We start from the raw sequence: 22,223 nt of genomic DNA, 5'->3' as shown, positions 1-22,223 counted from the left end.
GCCCTCCACCACCAAACTAACCCACAGGCTCACCGGCACCATAGACGAATCGGGGTCGACCGAAACACACACATCAAGTCTGTCCCCTGAGCGTCTGCCAGCACCAGATATCCCTGGGAACAGACCTGACACGGCCAAATTTTCCGTCCCCACGGCGGAGCGAAGCGCACCTCAGAAACTAACCCCCGCAAACCAACGCCAGCCTCCGGATCCCTTCCCGGAGGCTGGCGTTGTGCTGCGACTTGTGGGCAGAATGAAGCTCACGTTGGCGCTGCCGACGATGGACCCAGGACCAGCCGGCAAGGACGCCGCGGAGGGACAAGAACATGACCAGAATGCTCATCATCGGGCCGCCCGGCTCGGGCAAAGGCACGCAGGCGGAGCACATCGCCAGGCACTTCAGCATCCCGACGGTATCCACGGGCGAGATTTTCCGAACCAATGTCAGCCAGGAGACGCAGCTGGGTGTGGAGGCCGCCAAATATCTCGACGACGGTGCTTTTGTCCCGGACCAGCTCACCAACGCCCTGGTCAAGGACCGGCTTCTCGACGCCGATCTGCAACCCGGTTTCCTGCTGGACGGATACCCCCGGACAGCTCCCCAGGTCATGGAGCTGGACAACATACTGGCTTCCCAGGGCCACCGCCTCGACGCCGTGGTGGAACTCCGCGCACCGGATTCCGAACTCGAGCAACGGATGCTGCAGCGGGCCAAGGAGCAGGGCCGGAAGGACGACACCATCGAGGTGTTCCGGCACCGGCTGGACCTCTACAATCGCGAAACCCACGAGGTCGTGGCGGTCTACGCCGGCCGGGGAATGGTGGTTTCGGTGGACGGCAGTGGTGACCCCGGCGACATCACCACTCGTGCCATTGCCGCCGTCGAAAAATTCCTGGCCGCCCGGGTGTCCCCATGAGAATTGCAGTGACCGGCGGAAGCGGAAAATTGGGGCGGCATGTGGTCCGCAGGCTGACCGACGACGGCCACCATGTGCTGAACCTGGACCGTGCCGGGGAGCGGCACCACGGGTTGGCACTCGTGGACCTGCGCAACTACGGCCAGGTCCTTGACGTGGTCCTGGGTCTCGACGACCGGCACTCCGGGTTTGACGCGGTCGTCCATCTCGGTGCCGTTCCGGCGCCCGGCATTATTCCGGATGCAGCCACATTCGAGAACAACATGCTCTCCACCTACAACGTCTTCCAGGCAGCCCGGCGGGCCGGGATCAAGAAGGTGGTTTACGCCTCCAGCGAAACGGTGCTGGGACTGCCGTTCGACGTCGATCCGCCCTACATCCCGGTGGATGAGGAGTACCCGGCCCGGCCCGAAAGCACGTACTCACTCGTGAAGCACCTCGAGGAGCAGATGGCGATCCAGTTGACGCGCTGGGATCCGGAGCTGAGTATCACGGGCCTGCGGTTCTCGAATGTGATGGATCCTGAGGACTATGAACGGTTTCCGTCATTCGATGCCGACGCCGCGCTGCGCAAGTGGAACCTCTGGGGCTACATTGACGGGCGCGACGGCGCGCAAGCTGTGGCGCGTGCGCTGGAAAACGGCCAGCCCGGATTCGAGGCTTTCATCGTCGCGAACGCGGACACCGTGATGACGCGTTCCAGCGCCAGCCTTGCCGCGGAGGTGTTTCCCAACGTGACGGTGACCAAGGAGTTGGGCGAACACGAGACCATGCTGTCGATCGACAAGGCCCGGCGGCTGCTGGGCTTCGAGCCTGAACATACGTGGCGGACCTACCATTCCAACAGGACCACGCCCACGGAGGACTGAAGCGGCGAAGACTATGAATTACGCCGCTGAGGAAGACGGTTCCTCAAGAAATCCGCAGGCGCCGAAGGGTTGGCGCAGGATCGGCCCAGTTCGCCGCATCGGTGTGTGCCGGGCTCCTAATCTGGTGATAAGCGGCGATTTGTTGCCGCCAGCATCAATCCAGACCGCCACGCTAGGACCCCACCATGCTCACCCGCCGTTTTGTGCTGCCCGCTGCCGCCCTGCTGATTTCTGCCGTAGCACTGTCTGCCTCGGGCCTTCCCGCAGGGGCCGTTGAGCCGGCCCCTGCCCCCGCCGGCACCGCCGCAAGCGTCCGCTACCTGGTCCGCTACGCCGCGGAAACGGACGTCCCCGCGGAGGTGGCACGCCTGAAAACGGAGGGCATCGGCGTCGGGCGCTCCTTTTCGCACGCCCTGCGAGGCGCCGTGGTTACCGCGACGCCGGCGCAAGCCGCGGCGTTAGCCCGCTCGGCGCGCGTCGCTTCAGTGGAAGTTGATGCGCCCATCACCGTTTCTGCGACGCAGCAGCCCGCGCCATGGGGGTTGGACCGGGTGGACCAGCGGGCATTGCCGCTCTCGGGTTCCTACTCCTGGACCTCAGCCGGCGCCGGAGTCAGCGCATATGTGGTGGACACGGGCGTGCTCGCCGCCCACACGGAGTTTGCCGGCCGGGTGGCAACAGGCTGGACGGCCGTGGCCGATGGCCGCGGCACCGGCGACTGCAACGGCCACGGCACCCATGTGGCCGGGACGGTGGCCGGAACCACCTACGGCGTGGCCAAGGCGGCGACGATCGTCCCCGTCAGGGTCCTTGACTGCACAGGATCCGGCTTCAACTCCGACGTCGTGGCTGGCCTGGACTGGATCGCGGCCAACCACTCGGCAGGAACGCCCGCCGTGGTGAACATGAGCCTGGGCGGGGCGGCCAGTGCGGCCGTGGATTCCGCACTCCAGGGGGTCATTACCGACGGCGTCACTGCAGTTGTTGCCGCCGGAAACTCCGCCGTGGACGCCTGCGCGGGCTCGCCGGCGCGGCTCCCGGCTGCGGTCACGGTGGCAGCCAGCGATTCCGCTGACCGCCAGGCTTCCTTCTCCAACTTCGGTTCCTGCGTGGACCTGTATGCACCCGGTGTCGGCATTGTCTCAGCGTCGTACACTTCCACTACGGCAACCGCCTCAATGTCCGGCACGTCCATGGCGGCACCCCATGCGGCCGGCGCGGCGGCCGTGTTGCTGTCCCAGGACCCGGCGCTCACGCCCGCCCAGGTCGCTTCGGCATTGACCTCGAACGCCACTGCCGGCACTATCACGGGCGCCGGAGCCGGCACGCCTAACCGCCTGCTGTATGTTGGGGCCGCTGTGGCACCCGCACCTGCGCCCGCCCCGGTGCTTCCCGCCCCTACTGTCACGGCAAAATCACCCGCAGCACAGTCGACGGCGGTGCCCGTGGCCAGCAACGTGACGGCCACCTTCAACAAGACGGTCCAAGGGGTCGGTGCAGGAACCTTTGTGCTCCGGAACGCCGCCGGCACGGCCATCCCCGCAACGGTGAGCTATAACGCCACAACCACAACGGCCACCCTTGATCCGTCCTCGAACCTGGCCGCGGATGTCACCTACACGGCCACGCTGGTGGGCGGCACCACCGCCATCCGGGACACCGCTGGCACGCCGTTGGCCACCACGAGCTGGACGTTCACCACCGGCCCGGCGCCCACGGTCACGGGTTTCACGCCGGGCAGCAACTCCATCCTGGTCAGGCGGAACAACTACCTTTCGGTGACCTTCAGCGAGCCGGTCCAAGGTGTCAGCACAGCCACATTCACGGTGAAGAATGCCGCCACAGGGGCCATGGTCCCGGCCGCCGTCTACCGCAACGGAACCAGCAACCAATGGATTCTGGACCCGCAGAACGCCCTGACGGCCAAAACGAAATACACGGTGACAGTCACCGGTGGCGGGGCGTCCATCCGCGACCTCGCAGGCAATCAGCTGGCCACCCGGACATGGCAGTTCACCACGGGTTCGATCTAGCTGTCCGCGAGGGAAGGGGAGGCCGACGGCGGCAATTGGGGGGCGCCGTCGGCCTCTGTTGTGTGGTTGAGGGTTGTGCGCTTCGGGGTTGCGTGCTGCGGGGGCGGGCCCTGCGCCTCGCCCTGGTGGTGCTCGGACCAGATATGGCCCACTTCTTCGGCGAACTGTTCCACGATCCTGCTCATGGCTGCATGCGCGGCGGCGGCCTCACCCCGCTGGATGGCGCTGGCCACGTCAACGTGCAGCTGCAGCGCTTCGTGATGCGGCAGGTGCGGCATCAGCCCGTGCTCCGTCCGGCCGGTGAGGATCTCTGCCACAAGCGTCTGGAACTGGGCAAACATGGTGTTGCCTGATGCCTTGAGGATGGCTGCATGGAATTCCACGTCCAGCCGGAGGAAATCGTTGCTGTCGCCGCGCTGGCCGGCCGCCCACAGCCGCGCTGCCAAGGAGACCAGATCGCTGCCGGCATCCCAGGACGCCCGTTCGGCTGCGAGCCGGGCGGCCTGCGGTTCGATCGCGCCGCGGAGTTCGTTGAGGGCCTGCAGCTGCTCCAGCCGCCGGGACGAGGCAAGGCGCCAGCGGATCACTTGGGGATCGTAAAGGTTCCAGGCTTCCTCGGGCTGCACCACGGTGCCGAACCGCCTGCGGGATGCCAGCATGCCCTTGGATGACAGAACCCGGGCGGCCTCCCGGACCACGGAGCGGGACGCCTTGTGCTGCGCCTCCAGCTCGTCCAGCCGCACTACTGAATTCGGCGCGAGGGACCCCTCGGCAATGGCGAGTCCCAGACTCTGGACCAACGCAGTATGCCGGTCAGTAGGGGACTCCGCCTTTGGGGTTTTCATAGATAAATCATACTGGTCTCCGAAAAGGGTTGTTTAAGTCTGCCTTATTTACCTATGCTCTCTTCCAGAGCAGATGTAAAGATGCATTTGTAGATGGCTGGACAGTGACGTCAGCCTCGAAGCAAGGGAGTCGTCATGAAGCGACGTTCAGTAATGAAGTACGCGGCAGTTGCCGCGGCACTTTCAATGGGGCTCACTGCCTGCGGCGGCAGCGGCAGCAGCGACGCCAAGGAATCGGGCGTAGTCCGGGTAACTCTCGCAAACCACGTGTGGACCGAAGGCATCAAGGCCGCCATCCCGGAATTTGAGAAGTCCTCCGGGCTCAAGGTGGAACTGACCCAGCTCGGCGAAGACCAGCTCTCGGACCAGTACAACGTCAAGCTCAACGCAGGCAGCGATGAGATCGACGTGATGATGTACCGCCCGCTCCAGGAGGGCAAGGCATTCGCGAAGAACGGCTACCTCGCGGACCTGACCAGCAAGGTCTCCTCGGATTCCAGCTCGGACTGGAAGGACTACCAGGAGGGCCCGGTCAAGGCCACCACGGCTGACGGCAAAGTCGTTGGCGTCCCCATCATCACCGAGCGCGAAGTCCTTTACTACCGCAAGGACCTGCTCAAGGCTGCCGGCCTTGAGGTTCCCAAGACCATGGAGGAGCTTGAAGCGGCCGCCAAGGCCATCAAGGAAGCCAACCCGGACACCGCCGGCTTTGTGGCCCGCACCGGAAAGTCCGCCGCCGTAACTCAGTTCTCCAGCTTCCTCTACAGCTTCGGTGGCGACTTCACCGATTCCAGCGGTAAGTCCACCGTCAACTCGGCTGCTGCCAAAAAGGCCTACGCCTACTATGGCGGCCTGATCAAGAACTACGGCCCCGCCAACGTCAGCACGGACATGAGCTGGCCCGAGGCGATGGCCATCTTCACACAGGGCAAGGCCGCGTTCTACACCGAGGCCGACTCCCTCTACAAGAACGCCACCGATCCTGCCAAGTCCAAGGTGGCCGATACGGTCGGGTTCGCCGCACTGCCCGCCGGTCCCGCCGGCTCCAGGCCGTACAACATCCCGTCATGGGGCCTGGCCGTGAACCAGGCTTCTGGCAACCAGAACAACGCCTGGAAGTTCATCCAGTGGGCCACGAGCAAGGAACGCACCCTGGCCGCACAGAAGGCCGGCGTCCCCGGACCCCGCGCCTCCGTCTGGGCTGACTCCGCGGGAACCTCCACGTACCCGAAGGACCTGGCCGAAGCCATTGCCACCAGCGCTAAAAACGGTGTGGGCCACGACCGGCCCGAGGTAGTCACCGTAGGCAAGGCCCGCGAAATCGTGGGCCAGCCGATCGTTGCCAGCATCACCGGCGCCGACGCCTCTGCCGCAGCGGACTCGGCCCATGAGGCCTTCCAGAAATTCCTGGACGGCGAAAAGAAGTAACGCACGCGGTGCACCGGGGCTCAGCCAATGAAGCCCGGCGCACCCAACAGCCCTGGCGGGACGGCAGCGACGCTGCCGTCCTGCCCGGGCCACTCTTCACCCTCCAACTCCTTAGGTGAACCATGTCTGTAATGACTTCTCCCCGCAGCCCAGCCCGGAACGCAGGGCGTGCCCCCAGTGGCCGCGACAAATTCTCTGACTGGGCCAACCGGCACCGCAAATGGCTCTTTGCAGCCCCGGCGATGGCCTTCGTCGGCGTCCTGATCATCTTCCCGCTGGCTTGGACCTTGTACCTGAGCCTCACCGACTCGCAGGGCTCCGTCCGGGCAGCCACCGAGTTCATCGGCCTGGAAAACTACATGACGGTCCTGTCCGACGTCGAACGTTTCTGGCCTGCGGTAGGCCGCACACTCACCTTCACCGGCGTTGCCCTGGTCTGTGAAGTTGCGCTCGGCATGGGCATCGCCCTGCTGCTCTGGCGTCCCTTCCGCGGCGAAAAGTGGGTCCGGGTGGCGATCCTGCTGCCGCTCGTGGCCACCCCGGTAGCCGTCGGCATGATGTGGAGGCTGATCTTCGACCCCAACATCGGGTTTGCGAACCAACTGCTGGCCGCTGTGGGCATCCCAGCCCAGCCCTGGCTCTCCGGCCAGGACACCGCGCTCGGCACCACCATCTTCATGGACGTGTGGCAGTGGACCCCCATGGTGGTGCTGATCCTGCTCGCCGGCCTGACCTCCCTCTCCGAGGAGCCCGACGAAGCAGCCCGCATGGACGGCGCCAACGCGTTCCAGCGATTCTTGTTCATCACCCTGCCGCTCATGATGCCCACCGTGATCGTGGCCATCCTGCTCCGGGGCATCGACGCACTGAAGACCTTCGACATCCTGTACGCCACCAAGGGCAAGGGTGGCGGGTCCTTCCACGAGGTGGAGACCCTCAACGTCTACGCCTACGGGCTGAGCTTCGACTACAACCAGTACGGGCTGTCCTCCGCGGTGCTGATCCTCTTCTTCATGATCATCATCGGCTCCATGTGGCTGCTGACCATGCGCAAGAAAGCGGCAAGCAAATGACCGTAGTGAACAAGAACAACAAAAACACATCAAACACCGAAAACACCGAAACCAGGACCCGCTCCGCGTCCGGGCAGCCCCTGCCGGTCCGGCGCACAAAGAAGCCCCTCGGAACCCGTGCCTACAAGGTTTTCCGTGTTGCCGCCCTCATCGCCGTGGTGCTGTTCCTGGTCGCGCCGCTGTTCTGGATGCTGCTGGCCTCGCTGAAGACCAACGTGGACATCTACGACACCGCCAAATCGTTCATCTTCAGCCCCACGTTCGAGAATTACGCAAACGTGCTGCAGCGCAACAACTACTTCGTCTTCATCTTCAACAGCTTCTGGGTGGCCTTTGTTTCCACGGTCCTGTCCCTGGTGCTGGGCGTCCCGGCCGCGTACACCATGAGCCGGTTCACCATGCATCGCTCGGCGCTGGTGGTGCTCATGGCCCGCGTCATCCCGGGTGTTTCGCTGTTGGTGCCCTGGTACTACGTGTTCTCCAACCTGAAAATGGTTGGCGGGTTCGAGGTGCTGATCCTCAGCCACATGTTCGTTGCCCTGCCGCTGATCGTCTACATCATGATGAGCTACTTCGATTCGCTTCCACTGGAACTGGAGGAATCAGCCCAGGTGGACGGGCTGACCCCCATCGGCGCGTTCCAGCGCATCACGCTGCCGCTGTCCGTGGCAGGCATGGCCACTGCCGGCATCCTGTCCTTCATCTTCTCGTGGAACAACTTCATGTTCGCCCTGGTGCTCTCCGGGTCCAAGACCAAGACGCTGCCTGTGGCCATCTTCGACTTCGTCTCCTACGCCAGCATCGACTGGGGCGGGCTGATGGCGGCCGCCACAGTGGTGACCATCCCCATCATGATCATTGCGCTCTTCACGCAGAAGTACATCGTCTCCGGCATGACCGCCGGAGCGACCAAGGGCTAGGTCCGGCATGACACTCATCAGCAGAATTGAAACTTTCCTCGTCGCGCCGCGTTGGCTCTTTGTCCGCATCGAGACCGGGAGCGGGATTGTCGGCTGGGGCGAGGCAACCTGCGAGGGTCGCAGCGAAACGGTCCGCACCGCCGTCGAGCAGCTCTCGGAGCTGCTGATCGGCAACGACGCCCTCCGGATCGAGGACCACTGGCAGGTTATGACCAGGGGCTCCTTCTACCGAGGCGGACCCATCCTGGCCAGTGCCGTCTCCGGGCTGGATCAGGCACTGTGGGATATCGCGGGCAAGCACTTCAACACCCCCGTGCACCAGCTCCTGGGCGGCCACGTCCGCGACAGGATCCGGATGTACGGCTGGGTGGGCGGGGACGAGCCCAACGAGGTGGCGGACCAGATCAGCGCCCAGCTGGAAGTGGGCCTGACCGCCGTCAAGATGAATGCCAGCGGCCGGATGAGCCCCGTCGCCTCGGTGGCCGAGATCGACGGCGTCGTCCGCCGTGTTGCCGCGGCCCGCGAGGTGCTGGGGGACCACCGCGATGTTGCGGTGGACTTCCATGGCCGCTTCAGCCTGGCCAACGCCCGCCGGGTGGCGCCGCTGCTGGAACCGTACCGGCCGTTCTTCCTCGAGGAACCCGTGGTCCCGGAAAACACGCACCTGCTACGCGAATTCACCTCGTCGACCACGACGCCGGTTTCCACCGGTGAGCGGCTCTACAGCCGGCAGGAGTTCCTGCCGGCCCTGCAGGCCGGGATCGCCGTGGCCCAGCCGGACCTGTCGCACGCCGGCGGCATCACCGAGGTCCGCAAGATTGCCTCGCTCGCCGAAATCTACGACGTGCAGCTGGCCCCGCACTGCCCGCTGGGGCCGCTGGCCCTGGCAGCGTGCCTGCAGGTGGGCTTCGCGACGCCCAACTTCCTGATCCAGGAACAAAGCATCGGAATCCACTACAACAAGGGGGCCGAAGTCCTGGACTACGTGGTGGACAAGTCCCCGCTGAAGTTCGTGGACGGCCATATCGAACGCCTGACCGGTCCCGGCCTCGGCATTGAAATCGACGAGGCCGTGGTCCGCGCCGCGGACAAGCGCGGCCACGCCTGGCGCGGGCCGGTCTGGCGCCACTCGGACGGAGCATTCGCAGAATGGTAAACAACATGACAGACAGCACTGACGTTTCTGACAGCCTTGGCATCACTGCAACAGGCCTGCTGGCCGGAATCCGGGAGTCAAGGCTCGTGGGAATCGTGCGCGGCACGGACGGGCCGGCCGCGGCCCAGGCCGCCCTCGCCGCCATGGCGGAAGGGTTCCGCTTCGTCGAAATCGCACTGACCACACCGGGCGCGCTGGAGGCCATCCGCGAAGTCCGCGCTGCCGCACCGGCCGGCTGCTACGTCGGCGGCGGAACCGTCCTGACCGTGCAGGACGTGGACAACGTCTCCGCGGCGGGCGGCCAGTTTATGGTCACACCGTCGCTGGCCGACTCGATCGCAGAATCGGCGCGGCAGGGGATCCCTGTCCTGGCCGGGGCCTTGACGCCCAGTGAGGCCTACGAAGCGATGAACCGTGGGGCCACGGCCATCAAGCTGTTTCCCGCCTCCATCGGTGGCCCGGGTTACCTCAAGGCGCTGCGCGATCCCTTCCCCGGTATCCCGTTCATCGCGGTGGGCGGAGTAGGCCTGGAGGAGGCCGCGGGGTACTGGAAAGCCGGCGCGATCGCCGTCGGGCTCGGCGGGCCGCTGTTTGGCGACGCCGGCTCCGGCGGCGACCTCGCCCTGATGCGCGGGCGTGCCCGGGCGTTTGTGGACCTGGCGGACTCCTTTGCCCGCCGGGCTGCCGCAGCGACCGCCGCACCGAACGCCGCAGCGGGCGTGCGGTGAGTGCCGCCGTCGACCTTCTGACGTTCGGCGAATCCATGGTGTCGCTGCGGTCCGCGGGGCCGTTGTCCGCCGGCGGCAGCCTGGCCATGCACGTGGCCGGCGCCGAATCGAACGTTGCTGTAGGGGTAGCCCGGCTGGGCCACAGTGTCACCTGGGCCGGCGCAGTTGGCGCCGATCCGCACGGCGAATACATCCTGCGGCAACTGCGCTCCGAGGGCATCGGGACCAAGTGCCGGGTGGATCCGTCCCGCAGCACGGGCGTGATGTTCCTCGAACAGCGGACCGCGGACGTCACCCGGGCCTTCTACTACCGCGCCGGTTCGGCCGGTTCCACCATCAGCCGGAACGACGTGGACAGTGCCCTCGCGGCAGGCCCGCGCGTCCTGCACCTGACAGGCATCACCGCCGCACTCAGTCCGGAAGCCCGCAAGGCGTTTGAATACGCCGCCGAGCGCGCCGTAGCCGACGGCGTGGTGGTCTCTCTCGACGTCAACTACCGCGGCCGGCTCTGGACCCGGAACGAAGCCCGCGCCGTGCTGGGACCCATCGCACGGCACGCCAGCATCCTGATAGCGTCCGACGACGAACTGGACCTGGTTGCCTCCGCCGCCTTGAGCGGCTCCGATTCTTCGGCGAACGACGATGCCGAAACAGTCCGCGCTGCCTCGTTGCTGGAGCAGGGGGTCGGGGAAGTGGTGGTCAAGCGGGGTGCCGCCGGCGCCGGCGTCCACACCGCCTCCGGACGGTTCGAGGCTCCCGCCATACCAGTGACCAGCATCGATACCGTGGGCGCGGGGGATGCGTTCACCGCCGGCTACCTCTCTGCCCTGCTCGACGGCGAGGACGTTGCCGGCCGCCTGCAACGCGGCTCCGTTCTGGGAGCCTTCGCCGTCAGCACTGCCGGCGACTGGGAGGGCCTCCCCAGCCGGGCCGAGCTCGCCATGCTGGGCGCCACTGCCAGCGGAACCACCCAGCGGTAGCAGCCGGGTCTTGGCCGGGGCGCGGAGCAGGCAGGGACTGGCAGTGCCTGCCGCCCGCGACCGCAGGCGCTTACCGTAGGGGTATGGGAGATGTGCGCGCGGACATAAAGGAGTTTCTAAGTTCCCGGCGGGCGCGGATTTCGCCGGAGCAGGCTGGGTTGCCTGCGTACGGCGGGAATCGGCGGGTCGCTGGCCTGCCGCGTGAGGAAGTGGCGATGCTGGCCGGTGTTTCCGTGGACTACTACGTGCGGCTGGAGCGCGGCAACCTCGCCGGGGCATCGGAAAGCGTTCTGGATGCTCTCGCGCGCATGCTGAAGCTGGACGAAGCCGAGCGGGAGCATCTTTTTGACCTCGCCCGCGCCGCCGGTCCAGTCCGCAGGAGCCGCAGTAAACCTTCCAGTACGGTCCGGCCCGAGGTCCAGCAGGTGCTCGACGCGATGGCTGACGCGCCTGCGTGGGTTCGCAGCGGCCGCCACGGCATCCTGGCTGCCAACCGGATGGGGCGTGCCCTTTACTCGCCCGTTTTCCAAAGCGCGCACCGGCCTGTGAACACCACACGCTTTACTTACCTTGACTCACCCGGTAGTGGGTGACCTCGACCTGAACTACCAGTCCATGGAGCTGCCCAGTGAGCCGGGTCTGGTGCTGAATGTTTACACGGCACCTACGGACGGACCAGGACCTTCAGGGCCTCGCGGGAATCCATTGCGCGGTAGCCGTCGGGGACTTCGTTCAGGCTGATGGTTCGGTCGAACACCTTGCCCGGGTTGACGGTGCCGTCAAGGACGCCGGGCAGGAGTGTCTCGATGTAGGCGCGGACCGGGGCAGGGCCGCCGGTGAGCGTGATGTTCGGGCCGAACATGGAGCCGAAACCGATCGGGGCGTCCTCGTACTGGGGCACGCCCACGCGGCTGATGACGCCGCCCGGGCGGATCACGCCGAGGGCCTGGTCGTACGCCGGGCGGTGCCCCACACACTCAAGAACGGTGTGGGTTCCGTCGCCGCCGCTGAGCTCGCGCACCCTCTCGATGCCGGCATCACCACGTTCGGCGACCACGTCAGTGGCGCCGTATTCGAGGCCCAGGTCAGTGCGGGCCTTATGCCGGCCCATCAGAATGATCTGTTCGGCGCCGAGCTGCTTGGCGGACAGCACCGCCATCAGCCCGACGGCGCCGTCACCGATGACCGTGACAGTGGTCCGGGCGTTGACGCCTGCCTTGATGGCGGCGTGGTAGCCGGTGCCGTAGACGTCGGAAAGGGTCAGCAGGGACGGCAGCAGCTCACTGTTCTCGCCCACCGGGGCCTTGACCAGGGTGCCATCGGCGAAAGGCACGCGGACGGCCTCGGCCTGGGCGCCGCCGATCCCGCCGGAGGCCCAGAACCCGCCGTGGCGGCAGGAGGTCTGTAGGCCTTCACAGCAGAAAACGCAGGTCCCGTCGGACCAGGCGAACGGGGCGATGACGAAGTCCCCCTTCTTCAGGGTGGAGACGTCCTTGCCCGTTTCTTCGACGACGCCGATGTGCGGGTCTCACCGGCGGCGAGGGTGAGCACCGCAAGCCAGTTCACCCGGCATGGCCACCGAGTTCCGGTCCAGCCGGGGACCCGAGACAGCCACCGACGCCGGCGCGAACCCCTGCAGCGCGAGCGCACCGGGGTGGGCCTTCTTGATCAAGGTCCGCGGGCCATGCCTGACCACCCATGCGGTGTTGGTGTCCGGCGCGGATAGCAAGCGAGCCGCCGTCGCCACTACCAGGGCTGGCGCGTGCCGCGCCACATCGTTGAGGTGGTTCGCCACCGAGCGCCGCACGTACTCCGAGGGTCCCGGCACCGGGCGTCCAGAATCGGGAGGGACGCCTCCGGCTGAAGGACGACGGCGGGTACCCGCACCGCCCAGGGGAGGTACGGCCGTGTCCCCTCGCTGGCCAGCCGCCGGACATGCTCGCGCTCCACCCCGAGAAACCGGCGCCGGAAAGGGCACTGCGGAAGGTGCGCGCCGCGGCGGCGGCAACGTGCGGCCAATCCGTTCCCGGAGCGGCCACGGCCAGGATTCCGGTGAGTGTATCCACGCCCTGCCTGTTGATCAACTCATACATCACACCCACTGAGTCAGGCTACCCCGGCAGGCTGACGTGCCCGGCGCCACGGCGAACGGCAGGGCTGAGTGGGCCCAACACCGGGCAGAAGGGATAATCTTCACCGTAGGACTCCTCAACGGCTCAACGGCGAACGGACGGAAACGCAATGGCAGAGCAGACACGTAAGAACAGTCTTTGGCGAACCTTCCATGACAAGTTCGTGGTGGAGGAACGCTTTATGGAACCGGCCGCACGCACGGCTCTGTACCGCTCCGCGGTGGTCCTTATGGCCGTGGGGGCCCTGCTGTTCGTCATTACGCTCGTGGGCGTCCTGCAGAGCAACACCGGCCCGTGGGGTCCCGACGAATCCATCCGCAACTGGCTGGTCTCGCTCCGGTCCGAGACCCTCACGGCCGTGATGATCTTCCTCGCCGTTGTCTTCGGCCCCGTTGCCCTGCCCGTCATCGTGCTGGTGGTGACGGTGGTCTGGGGGTTCGCGGCCAAGCACGCCTGGCGGCCCATTATGCTCGCCGCCGCCATGCTCGCCGGCGTCGTGATATCGCAGATCATCCTGGCGATCGTCCAGCGCTCGCGGCCGCCCGTGGACCTGATGCTGTTCGGCGCCGACCACACCTTCTCGTTCCCGTCCGGCCACGTCCTGGGTGCCTGCGACTTCCTGCTGGTGACCACGTTCCTCGTCTTCTCGCGGCGGGAAAACCCGACGTCGGCAGTCTTCGGCTTCGTTGGTGCGGGCATCGGCATAGTTCTCGCCGCTGTGAGCCGCCTGTACCTCGGCTACCACTGGTTCAGCGACGCGCTTGCCTCGATTACGCTCTCGTTCCTGATCCTCGGTGCCGTCATCGCCCTGGATACGTGGCGGACCGCCCGAATCCCCGGCGAACGGATCACGGGCGAGCTCTCCAAAGCGGACACACCGGGAGATTAGCCGCGATGGCAACCGAGGATGATGTGCGGAGCATGTGCCTGGCACTGCCAAGTGTCACCGAGCGCAGCAGCTGTTGCTGGTCCGGCTGGCCCGTATCGGCACCGAGGAACTCGGCGAACTGCTGGCGGAGTCCTACCGGCTGGTGGGAGCAGAGCCTGAGCGACGCTGGGACCGTAGCCGCTACGCCTCCTGTCGTGGCCTGACCCGGCTGAGGGCGAGGCGTAGTTCGGCGTTCGCTACCTCGAGCGCCAATACTTTGGCGATGCCGGCAAGATTGAGCCCCTGATCCAGGAGTTCTCCGATGTGCAGGAGCAGTGCTACATCCGCATCACTGTACTGACGCGTGCCCCCGGCCGTTCGCTCCGGCAGGATCAGGCCTTTGGTCTCGTAGAGTCTGATGTTCTGCTGCCCGGTCCCTGCCAGCTTTGCCGCCACAGAGATGGCATACAGTGCCTGCCCGGCCCGAGGACCCGGTTTCCGTCCTGGTGTTCCACCGACCGCGTCCAATCCAAAATTCCCTCCCATGATGTTGCATCAGTCTCGCACGAGTGCTATAAAAAATCTATATCCACCAACACAGATAACCGATGGTGGGTAGATGAACTGAATTCAACATCTCAAACTGAAGGAGTGAGAAATGATGTTGATGCGTACGGACCCGTTCCGTGAGCTGGACCGGCTCGCCCAGCAGGTCTTCGGAACCGCCGCCCGGCCGGCGGCCATGCCTATGGACGCCTGGCAGGAAGACGGCGTGTTCGTGGTGGCGTTCGACCTCCCGGGCGTCAAGACCGATTCGGTGGACCTCAACGTTGAACGCAACGTACTGACTGTCCGGGCGGAGCGCCAGGATCCCACGCAGCCCAATGTGGAACTGGTGGCTTCAGAGCGGCCGCGCGGGGTGTTCAGTCGCCAGCTGATCCTAGGTGACACCCTTGATGCGGACAACATCACGGCCAGCTACGACCAAGGCGTCCTAACGCTGCGCATCCCGGTGTCGGAGCAGGCCAAGCCGCGCAGGATCGAGATCGAAAACAAGCAGGGGTCCCTGCACGAGATCGGCAAGTAGGCCCGGACTGCCGGGGCGCCGGTTGCGGCCGGTGCCCCGGCGCCGTCGCCGTAAGATTCCCCGGAAAGTACCGCAATGACCAGCCAGCCGGACTACTACGCCGCCCTGAGGGTGAAACCCGATGCCAGCCAGCAGGAGATTTCCCGTGCCTACCGTGCGCTGATGCGCAGCCACCACCCCGACATCGACGGCAGGCCAGCGGGTGAGTGCGACGTCGATGATGGAGAGCTGCTGCGGATCATGCAGGCGTACGCTGTGCTTGGAGACCCGGCGCGGCGCGCGGCCTACGGCCGGAGCCGCAACAGAAAAAGCGCGCCGGATGGCACCACTAACGTCATCCCGATCCGGGACGTCAGCAACCGGTACGTCCCGGCCGGCAACATCATCAGGATCACGCCGGTGCGTTGGGAAAGCGGGCCGTGGGCATAAAACCTAAGCTAAGACGACAGCCATCACCGCGAGGAGGCGGACAAAAACAATGAGCGACTGGCGCCGCTACGACTCCCACCTGATTCCTGCCTTCCACGAACGCTTCGAACGGCGCTGGGGCAAGGGCTCTGCGCCGTTCCTGGACCCCGAAGCCCACGAAGAACCGGTGCCCCGGGCCCAATGGATCAACCCTGCCACCGGCGCGGCCCTGGCAGTGGTTCCCGTATGGACCAAAGAGGACGAGCAGCAGCGGTCGTATGGGGTGTTCTATCTTCCACCCGCCGGCGACGTCTGGGTGCTGCGGCCCGGATACACCGGCTATCTGGAGCCGGCAGACGGCGACGCGGAGCAGCTCGTCACGCTCCGGAATGATGCCTTCCGGAAGGCCGTGGCGCACGCCAAGGAGTTCCTGTTCGGCTCACAATGAGCCGGCCGCGTCCGTGCCGCTGCCCAGCAGGCTGCGGGTGAGGGTTTCGGCGTCGGCCATCAGGTCCTCCACGGCTGCAGCAAGGTGTGAATCGGACACCGGCGCGTCGTCCAGCGCCGCGGCCACCACGGCCCGACGGATCAGTTCCAGGGCGAAGGAGGCGGTGGTTCCCGCCGTCCGTTCCGCCGCGGCATCCAGCGCCGCGGGGCTGAATGCCACCAGGCGGCCGTAGAGTTCCAGCAGACGGATCCGCTCGGCATGGGCCGGCAGCGGGATCTCCACCGCGAGGTCCACCCGGCCCGGGCCATGCTGGCTGCCTCGGAGATCCTGGCGAGCGAACCGCCCGAGAGGAGGATCGCCGTCGAGCCTTGACTCTGGCTCAGCAGGTGCCGCACGGTGTGCGTTTTGCCGGTCCCGGGCCGGCCGTACAGCAGGATGCCGCGTTTGAGGTGCTGGCCGTGCTGCTTGAGGGATGACCGGTGCGTGGCGATGCCCACGGTGTGGTCCGCGACGTTCTGCAGCAGGCCGTCGGGCATGATGACGTCCGACGCCGGGAGGCTGGGGCGGTGGTGGAACGTCACCCCGGCCGTGCTCGGCCCATAATCGGATATCACCATTGAGATGACTTGGCCCTTGAGGACGCTGTTGTTGTCCATCAGGAGACGGAACTCGGCCAGGAACCTGTTTGCTGTTCCCGGCCCGGTGGCCAGCACTTCCAAGGTGGCCGTTTGACGCCCGGTCCGCGGGTCAGCGTCGCGCTGGAAGACCGCCAGCTTGTGTCCTTCGAAGCTGAAGAGCCAGAGCCCCATGGCCACCGCCTGGCGCTGCGTATCAGGTCCTACGGCAAGGTTGGTGTAGTCGGGCTGGGCGAGCGGAAACTGGGGAAACAGCTGCGACTGCTGCAGCATATCGCTGAGTGTCTGGTGTTGCCGCTGGGCGCCGCCGATTCCCACCAGCCTGCTGTCCGGATCCTGATCGGCGAACTCCGCCATCAGGATGTCCGCGTCCACAAACCGGTGCGGCGGGATGTTTTCCACCATGCACAGACCCTAGCAGGGACGCTCGTCAGCAGCCCGGCCGTATGTCATTCTGGGACGTACCCGTTCCACGCTTTCTCTTTCATAAGGGCTGACTCCATGCACATTTCCGCCAAGGACCTGGCCGCCATCATCCCGGCGGACTTCACGCTGGGAGTGGCAACCGCAGCCTTCCAGATCGAGGGCGCGCTCACCGAGGATGGGAGGGGCCCGGCGGGCTGGGACGTGTTTTCGGCCAAGGAAGGCACCATCGTGGATGACCACAGCCCGGCTGTGGCCTGCGACCACTATCACCGCATGCCCGGCGATGTTGCCCTCATGAAGCAGCTGGGCGTCGACTCGTACCGGTTCTCGCTGTCCTGGCCGCGGATCCAGCCCAACGGCAGCGGCCCGGTGAATCCTGCCGGGCTGGACTTCTACGACCGGCTCCTGGACGAGCTCCTGGCCAACGGTATTTCGCCCATGGTCACCCTCTATCACTGGGACACTCCGCTGGCATTGGACGACGCCGGCGGCTGGATGAATCGCGATACCGCCCATCGACTCGGGGAGTTCGCCTCGATTGCCGCTGCTGCGTACGGTGACCGTGTTGCCCGTTGGGTCACCATCAACGAGCCCGCCACAGTCAGCACCAACGGCTACACCATGGGCCTGCACTCGCCGGGCGAAGCCCTTATGCTCAAGGCGTTGCCCACCGTGCACCACCAGCTTCTGGGCCATGGGCTCGCGCTGCAGGCATTGCGGGCGGCGGGGGTCCCGGGCGAGATCGGGATGACCAACGTGTACTCGCCCATGGTCCCGAACTCCATCAACCCCCTGGACCGGATCAGCGCTGGCCTGATGGACATTGCACAGAACCGGTTGTACGCGGACCCAGTTCTCACGGGCCAATATCCGGATATCATCCGCGCCGCGAAGTTCTTCGGCTCCTTCGACCATCCGGACGAGGACATGGAGATTATCTCGCAGCCGCTGGATTTCTATGGACTCAACTACTACATGCCCACCAAGGTAGCCGTCGGTCCCGGCGACGGGGCGGTGCCGGCCACCATGGCGGAGGCCATGGGCAGCGACCTGAGTTCAGCCGGCAACGGCTCCACGCCGTTCCACGTGGAGGCCTGGCCCGAAGCAGACATCACCGCTTACGGCTGGCCGGTGAAGCCCGAGTACATGGGGGTGGCACTGAAGGAAATGGCGGAACGGTACCCGCATCTTCCGCCGGTGATCATCACCGAGGGCGGGGCCAGTTTCGAGGACATCATCGTCCGCGACAAGTCCACCAACACCACCTTCATTCCGGACGAGCGGCGGCTGAAATACCTGTCGGACCACATCGAGTCAGCGCTGAAGGCCACGGCTCCCGGCGGCGAAGCGGAGGGCATAGACCTCCGCGGCTACTACGTGTGGTCACTCATGGACAATTTTGAATGGTCGGCAGGCTACAAACAGCCGTTCGGCCTGCTGCATGTTGATTTCGAGACCCTGGAGCGCACGCCGAAGGCGTCCTACTTCTGGCTTCAGGAGCTCATCGAGGAGCGTAACCTTGCCGCGGCGGCGGGTGCCGCCGTCGCGCAGGCCATGGAACCTGACGCAACGGAAGCGCCCGACGACGGCGTGGCCACCTCGGGTGCCACCCCTAGAACCTAGCCGCCGTGGTGCGCGTCTTCCGGGTCTTCGGGGGAGTCATCGCGCCGTTTCTTCTGTAGCTTACTGGCGCTCACCAGCCGTAGCGCGGTCACCAGCAGGATCCCGCCAAGCACGTTAAAGACCACTACATTGGAACCAGCCGAGCCATTGTAGGTAGTCGATGTCGGCACCCGCGTGGATGGCACCGAAGATCGTGATGGTGCTCCCCGCCAACACGGCAAGACACACGGTTTTCCAGCTAAAGCCGGCGCCGAGAAAGTAGGTGGCTTCCTTCGTGATGGTCCCGCTCCACTGCGGGAACGCTGTCATGATCAATGCCATGAAAAGCCAACCGCCCACCAGGTTGGCAATGAGTGTGCCGCCCCAGAGCTTCCCGAGCTGCGCGTAGCTTGCCTCGCGTGCGACGACTGCGGCAATGGGCACCAGGAAGCCTTCCGTGAACAGTTCAGCCGCTGCGCGCCTTCCTCAACCGTGCGGTCGAAGAATTCCTCAACCTCCTCTTCAACCGGGCTCGAATTATCCCCAAGTTCCCGTCGCCGTGCATCGCCGTCGGTGTCGCTCATTCGTGTCGCCTATCCGCCTGAAAGTGTTGCGGATCCCCGGAATCTAGAGGAGGTCCAGGAGCTTGAGCTGTTTGGCCATACCGGCGCCGTCGGGCGAATAGATCCAAGGCACCACCGAGGTGGTGTGGTCGCCGTCCTCGGAGTGCCCGCCGGCGAAGACGGACTCGCTGACGGAGAGCTGCCGGATGGCGATGGCGGCCACCTTGTCGGCGTTTTCCTGCGCGAAGCCTGAATAGATCTGCTCGTCGTGCTGGCCGTTGTCGCCGATCAGGAGCCACCGCATGTCTGGGAATTCCTTGGCGAGGCGCTCCAGGTTGCGGTGCTTGTGCTCCCGCCCGCTGCGGAACCAGCGGTCCTGGGTCAGGCCCCAGTCGGTGAGGAGGAGGGCCCCCGAGGGATACATGTTCCGACTCAGGAACCTCGCCAGTGTGGGGGCGGCGTTCCACGGACCCGTGGACAGATAGATGACCGGCGCGTCCGGGTGTTCAATGGTGAGCCGTTCCAGCAGGACCGCCATTCCCGGAGTCGCCATTCGGGCCCGTTCGCTGAGGACAAACGTGTTCCACAGGGCTAGGAACGGCCTCGGCAGGGCGGTGACCATCACGGTGTCGTCAATGTCGGACACGATGCCGAACTTCGCATCCGCTTCGATCACCTGGATCAGCGTCTCCACGGGCTCGGTCCCGTCAGCCCGCAGGACGGCGGTGTGCCAGCCTGGCGGGAGCTGCACGTCCACTACGGTGTCGATGAGCCCGCCCCGGTCTGCCCGGACCCGGGTGGTGACGCCGTCGATGGTGATTTCGACCTCGACGAACTGCATCGGAACGCTGGTGAAGGCCCGCCAGCCGCGGACGTTTTGATTGCCGTTGCGGGCTGCGTGCTCGGCCCAGCTGCCGGGGGGAGGATTCTTGGTCAACAGGACGCGGCCAAGCACGCGTACCCAGCCGGTTGAACCGTAGCCCTGGTACGCAATGGTCTGTGACGTGAAATTCCAGCGCTTGGCCAGCTGGATGCGGACGCCGCTGACGACGTCGGAAATCCGGTGTGCCAGGCGGAGAATCCGGGTACCGGACAGTGGTGCGGGATGCGGAGTGTTCTGCGGTGAATTCTGAGGAGCCCTGTCCATGCCTCCACTCTGCCACAGCGCAGCCGCGCGCCGGCACGTCCGGAGGTCCCGCCGTCGTGCGTGACGTCATCCCTTAATCAGGAACGCGGAGTGCCCACCCAGCCCTGTCAGCAGTCCGTGTGGCAGTGTATGGGAATGGCGCGCATCGAAGACTACGCAGTTGTTGGCGATCTCCACACCGGCGCCCTCGTCAGCACTGAGGGCTCCATCGACTGGCTGTGCCTGCCGCGCTTCGACTCCCCGGCATGTTTCAACGCCCTTCTGGACACCCCGGAGGCAGGTCGCTGGCTGCTCGCACCCGCTGGTGGCGGCACGTGCACCAGGCGAAGTTACCGGGAGGGGACCCTGGTCCTGGAAACGGAATGGGACACCCCGGAGGGGACTGTCCGCGTCATCGACTTCATGCCGCCGCGTGACTCGGTGGCGGACATCGTGCGGATCGTGGAGGGCGTAAGCGGAAGCGTGAGAATGCATGGCGAACTGGCGCTGAGGTTCGATTACGGGCACATCATCCCCTGGGTGCGCCGCGACAAGCATGGCCTGCATGCTGTCGCCGGGCCCGACTCCGTCTACTTTGTCACCGAGGCCCCCCTTGTCGGCGAGAATATGCACTCCGTCAGCGACTTCACGGTCGAGGCGGGGGAGCGCGTTCCATTTGTCCTGACGTGGGCGCCCAGCCACCTTTCCCGCCCGCACACGGTGGATGCCGAGGTGGTGCTGGGCACCACGCTCGCCTTCTGGCGCGGCTGGGCGTCCCAATGCACAGTGCAGGGCAAGTACCGGGATGCCGTGGTCCGGTCGCTGGTGACACTGAAAGCGCTGACTTACGCCCCCACCGGAGGCATCGTGGCCGCCGTCACCACGTCCCTGCCGGAACAGCTCGGCGGCCCCCGCAACTGGGACTACCGCTACTGCTGGCTGCGGGACGCCGCCATGACACTGCAGGCCCTGCTGGCCGCCGGCTACACCGCCGAGGCCGCCGCCTGGCGCGACTGGCTGCTCCGCGCTGTGGCAGGCGATCCGGCCGACCTGCAGATCATGTATGGGATCCACGGAGAACGCAGGCTTCCGGAGATGGAACTGCCATGGCTTGCCGGGTACGAGAATTCGAAACCGGTTCGGACCGGGAACGGCGCCGCGGAGCAGCTTCAGCTGGACGTCTGGGGGGAGGTGCTCGATTGCCTTGCGCTGACCAGGACCTCGCTGCTGAAATATGCGGATGAATCGTGGGACGTTCAGGTCGCCCTGATGCAGCATCTGGAGACCATCTGGGACCAGCCGGACAACGGACTCTGGGAGATGCGCGGGCCGCGGCGTCATTTCACGCATTCGAAGGTGATGGCCTGGGTGGCCGCGGACCGGATGGTCAAGGGCGTCCGTGATTTCGGTCTGCCCGGCCCCGTGGAACGCTGGGAGGCCCTTCGCGACACCATTCACGGGGACGTCATGGCCAACGGTTTCGATCCTGCCCGCAACACCTTCGTGCAGTCATACGGGAGGCCCGAACTTGACGCCAGCCTCCTACTGATCCCCCGGGTGGGCTTCCTGCCACCGGATGATGCCCGCGTTCTGGGGACCATTGACGCCATCCAGCGGGAGCTGACCGAGGACGGTTTCGTGATGCGCTACCGGTCCGCCGACAGCGACGACGGCCTCCCAGGAGGCGAGGGAGTGTTCCTGGCGTGCTCGTTCTGGTTGGTGGAAGCTCTGCTGGGTGCGGGACGCACCGAGGAGTCCACCGCACTCTTCGAACGCCTCCTGGAACTGCGCAACGATGTGGGTCTTCTCAGTGAGGAATGGGGTGTCCGGGCAGGCCGGCAGTTGGGCAATACGCCCCAGGCCTTCAGCCACTTCGCGCTTGTGACAAGCGCCCTTGAGCTGCATCAGGGTACAGTTCGCCGCAGTGACGCACCTATTCCACCGGAGGCCGAAAAACCGGGGCAATGACGGGTTGACGC

24 protein-coding genes and 1 pseudogene are annotated in these 22,223 nt (G+C 65.7%); 16 read left to right on the top strand and 9 right to left on the bottom strand.

Features of this window, described 5'->3' with window-relative positions:
- The first annotated feature begins 326 nt into the window (after window positions 1-326).
- The 3 genes from ACQCS0_RS17920 (at window position 327) to ACQCS0_RS17910 (ending at window position 3,819) form a co-directional block, all read left to right on the top strand.
- On the top strand, window positions 327-917 hold the full coding sequence (locus tag ACQCS0_RS17920; protein ID WP_354222459.1) for an adenylate kinase: 591 nt from the start codon (window positions 327-329) through the stop codon (window positions 915-917).
- Entirely contained in the window at window positions 914-1,786 is an 873-nt protein-coding gene (locus ACQCS0_RS17915) for an NAD(P)-dependent oxidoreductase (protein ID WP_354222457.1), read from the top strand. Before ACQCS0_RS17920 ends, ACQCS0_RS17915 begins: the two co-directional genes overlap by 4 nt.
- A gap of 185 nt (window positions 1,787-1,971) precedes the next feature.
- Window positions 1,972-3,819 carry a S8 family serine peptidase gene (locus tag ACQCS0_RS17910; RefSeq protein WP_354222455.1) on the top strand — a complete coding sequence of 616 codons (1,848 nt, stop codon included), beginning with the start codon at window positions 1,972-1,974 and terminating at the stop codon, window positions 3,817-3,819.
- Here ACQCS0_RS17910 and ACQCS0_RS17905 read toward each other — a convergent pair.
- Complete coding sequence (locus ACQCS0_RS17905) at window positions 3,816-4,664, bottom strand: FCD domain-containing protein (RefSeq protein WP_354154541.1); 849 nt, start codon at window positions 4,662-4,664, stop codon at window positions 3,816-3,818. The two genes, ACQCS0_RS17910 and ACQCS0_RS17905, sit on opposite strands and share 4 nt — an antisense overlap.
- A 135-nt stretch (window positions 4,665-4,799) precedes the next feature.
- Here ACQCS0_RS17905 and ACQCS0_RS17900 point away from each other — a divergent pair, with 135 nt between their 5' ends.
- The 7 genes from ACQCS0_RS17900 to ACQCS0_RS17870 all read left to right on the top strand — a co-directional run bounded on the left by ACQCS0_RS17900 (window position 4,800) and on the right by ACQCS0_RS17870 (window position 11,542).
- Window positions 4,800-6,092 (top strand): sugar ABC transporter substrate-binding protein, encoded by a 1,293-nt coding sequence (locus ACQCS0_RS17900; RefSeq protein ID WP_354154542.1) that lies wholly within the window; start codon window positions 4,800-4,802, stop codon window positions 6,090-6,092.
- Window positions 6,093-6,223: 131 nt separating this feature from the next.
- Window positions 6,224-7,165, top strand: coding sequence for a sugar ABC transporter permease (locus tag ACQCS0_RS17895; RefSeq protein WP_354154543.1), 942 nt, complete (start codon window positions 6,224-6,226; stop codon window positions 7,163-7,165).
- A complete protein-coding gene (locus ACQCS0_RS17890; protein WP_354154544.1) occupies window positions 7,162-8,085 on the top strand; it encodes a carbohydrate ABC transporter permease in 924 nt (307 codons plus the stop codon). The genes ACQCS0_RS17895 and ACQCS0_RS17890 overlap by 4 nt, the downstream gene beginning before the upstream one ends.
- Before the next feature lie 7 nt (window positions 8,086-8,092).
- Entirely contained in the window at window positions 8,093-9,241 is a 1,149-nt protein-coding gene (gene dgoD, locus ACQCS0_RS17885) for a galactonate dehydratase (RefSeq protein WP_354154545.1), read from the top strand.
- A 5-nt stretch (window positions 9,242-9,246) separates the two neighbouring features.
- Complete coding sequence (locus tag ACQCS0_RS17880) at window positions 9,247-9,969, top strand: bifunctional 4-hydroxy-2-oxoglutarate aldolase/2-dehydro-3-deoxy-phosphogluconate aldolase (RefSeq protein ID WP_354154546.1); 723 nt, start codon at window positions 9,247-9,249, stop codon at window positions 9,967-9,969.
- Window positions 9,966-10,949, top strand: coding sequence for a sugar kinase (locus ACQCS0_RS17875; RefSeq protein WP_354154547.1), 984 nt, complete (start codon window positions 9,966-9,968; stop codon window positions 10,947-10,949). The genes ACQCS0_RS17880 and ACQCS0_RS17875 overlap by 4 nt, the downstream gene beginning before the upstream one ends.
- Before the next feature lie 83 nt (window positions 10,950-11,032).
- Window positions 11,033-11,542 carry a helix-turn-helix domain-containing protein gene (locus tag ACQCS0_RS17870; protein WP_426939937.1) on the top strand — a complete coding sequence of 170 codons (510 nt, stop codon included), beginning with the start codon at window positions 11,033-11,035 and terminating at the stop codon, window positions 11,540-11,542.
- Between the two features lie 71 nt (window positions 11,543-11,613).
- Here the strand turns inward: ACQCS0_RS17870 and ACQCS0_RS17865 are convergent.
- Both ACQCS0_RS17865 and ACQCS0_RS17860 read right to left on the bottom strand, forming a co-directional pair.
- Window positions 11,614-12,468 (bottom strand): annotated as a pseudogene (locus ACQCS0_RS17865) (zinc-binding dehydrogenase); the annotation flags it as partial.
- A 9-nt stretch (window positions 12,469-12,477) separates the two neighbouring features.
- A complete protein-coding gene (locus ACQCS0_RS17860; RefSeq protein WP_426938875.1) occupies window positions 12,478-12,777 on the bottom strand; it encodes a hypothetical protein in 300 nt (99 codons plus the stop codon).
- 413 nt (window positions 12,778-13,190) lie between these two features.
- Between ACQCS0_RS17860 and ACQCS0_RS17855 the strand changes: the two genes are divergently transcribed.
- Window positions 13,191-13,970 carry a phosphatase PAP2 family protein gene (locus ACQCS0_RS17855; RefSeq protein ID WP_354222451.1) on the top strand — a complete coding sequence of 260 codons (780 nt, stop codon included), beginning with the start codon at window positions 13,191-13,193 and terminating at the stop codon, window positions 13,968-13,970.
- A gap of 180 nt (window positions 13,971-14,150) precedes the next feature.
- Here ACQCS0_RS17855 and ACQCS0_RS17850 read toward each other — a convergent pair whose 3' ends face one another.
- Window positions 14,151-14,405 carry a MerR family transcriptional regulator gene (locus tag ACQCS0_RS17850; protein ID WP_354154550.1) on the bottom strand — a complete coding sequence of 85 codons (255 nt, stop codon included), beginning with the start codon at window positions 14,403-14,405 and terminating at the stop codon, window positions 14,151-14,153.
- 205 nt (window positions 14,406-14,610) lie between these two features.
- Here ACQCS0_RS17850 and ACQCS0_RS17845 point away from each other — a divergent pair, with 205 nt between their 5' ends.
- From ACQCS0_RS17845 to ACQCS0_RS17835, 3 genes are all read left to right on the top strand, one after another.
- On the top strand, window positions 14,611-15,036 hold the full coding sequence (locus tag ACQCS0_RS17845; RefSeq protein WP_282330233.1) for an Hsp20/alpha crystallin family protein: 426 nt from the start codon (window positions 14,611-14,613) through the stop codon (window positions 15,034-15,036).
- Between the two features lie 75 nt (window positions 15,037-15,111).
- Complete coding sequence (locus ACQCS0_RS17840; protein ID WP_354154551.1) at window positions 15,112-15,465, top strand: DnaJ domain-containing protein; 354 nt, start codon at window positions 15,112-15,114, stop codon at window positions 15,463-15,465.
- A gap of 49 nt (window positions 15,466-15,514) precedes the next feature.
- Window positions 15,515-15,892, top strand: coding sequence for a hypothetical protein (locus ACQCS0_RS17835; protein WP_354154552.1), 378 nt, complete (start codon window positions 15,515-15,517; stop codon window positions 15,890-15,892).
- Here the strand turns inward: ACQCS0_RS17835 and ACQCS0_RS17830 are convergent.
- Both ACQCS0_RS17830 and ACQCS0_RS17825 read right to left on the bottom strand, forming a co-directional pair.
- A complete protein-coding gene (locus ACQCS0_RS17830; RefSeq protein WP_354222447.1) occupies window positions 15,884-16,111 on the bottom strand; it encodes a hypothetical protein in 228 nt (75 codons plus the stop codon). The genes ACQCS0_RS17835 and ACQCS0_RS17830 overlap by 9 nt on opposite strands.
- Window positions 16,033-16,932, bottom strand: coding sequence for a hypothetical protein (locus ACQCS0_RS17825; RefSeq protein WP_426938874.1), 900 nt, complete (start codon window positions 16,930-16,932; stop codon window positions 16,033-16,035). The genes ACQCS0_RS17830 and ACQCS0_RS17825 overlap by 79 nt, the downstream gene beginning before the upstream one ends.
- A gap of 96 nt (window positions 16,933-17,028) precedes the next feature.
- Here ACQCS0_RS17825 and ACQCS0_RS17820 point away from each other — a divergent pair, with 96 nt between their 5' ends.
- The gene (locus tag ACQCS0_RS17820) at window positions 17,029-18,576 is read left to right on the top strand and encodes a GH1 family beta-glucosidase (RefSeq protein ID WP_354222443.1); all 1,548 of its coding nucleotides are present in this window, start codon (window positions 17,029-17,031) and stop codon (window positions 18,574-18,576) included.
- Here the strand turns inward: ACQCS0_RS17820 and ACQCS0_RS17815 are convergent.
- The 3 genes from ACQCS0_RS17815 to ACQCS0_RS17805 all read right to left on the bottom strand — a co-directional run bounded on the left by ACQCS0_RS17815 (window position 18,573) and on the right by ACQCS0_RS17805 (window position 20,265).
- On the bottom strand, window positions 18,573-18,701 hold the full coding sequence (locus ACQCS0_RS17815) for a hypothetical protein (protein ID WP_426938873.1): 129 nt from the start codon (window positions 18,699-18,701) through the stop codon (window positions 18,573-18,575). The two genes, ACQCS0_RS17820 and ACQCS0_RS17815, sit on opposite strands and share 4 nt — an antisense overlap.
- Window positions 18,691-18,999, bottom strand: a complete 309-nt coding sequence (locus ACQCS0_RS17810; RefSeq protein WP_354222440.1) for a hypothetical protein — start codon at window positions 18,997-18,999, stop codon at window positions 18,691-18,693. The genes ACQCS0_RS17815 and ACQCS0_RS17810 overlap by 11 nt, the downstream gene beginning before the upstream one ends.
- Before the next feature lie 183 nt (window positions 19,000-19,182).
- A complete protein-coding gene (locus ACQCS0_RS17805) occupies window positions 19,183-20,265 on the bottom strand; it encodes a phosphatase domain-containing protein (protein WP_354222438.1) in 1,083 nt (360 codons plus the stop codon).
- Window positions 20,266-20,400: 135 nt separating this feature from the next.
- Between ACQCS0_RS17805 and ACQCS0_RS17800 the strand changes: the two genes are divergently transcribed.
- Window positions 20,401-22,212 (top strand): glycoside hydrolase family 15 protein, encoded by a 1,812-nt coding sequence (locus ACQCS0_RS17800; protein ID WP_354222436.1) that lies wholly within the window; start codon window positions 20,401-20,403, stop codon window positions 22,210-22,212.
- Window positions 22,213-22,223 lie beyond the last annotated feature (11 nt).

It is taken from the genome of Pseudarthrobacter sp. S6, assembly GCF_050156575.1.
Lineage (GTDB): Bacteria > Actinomycetota > Actinomycetes > Actinomycetales > Micrococcaceae > Arthrobacter.
The sequence above is the reverse complement of the archived record's forward strand: the minus strand, read 5'-3'. Positions and strand labels throughout refer to the sequence as shown.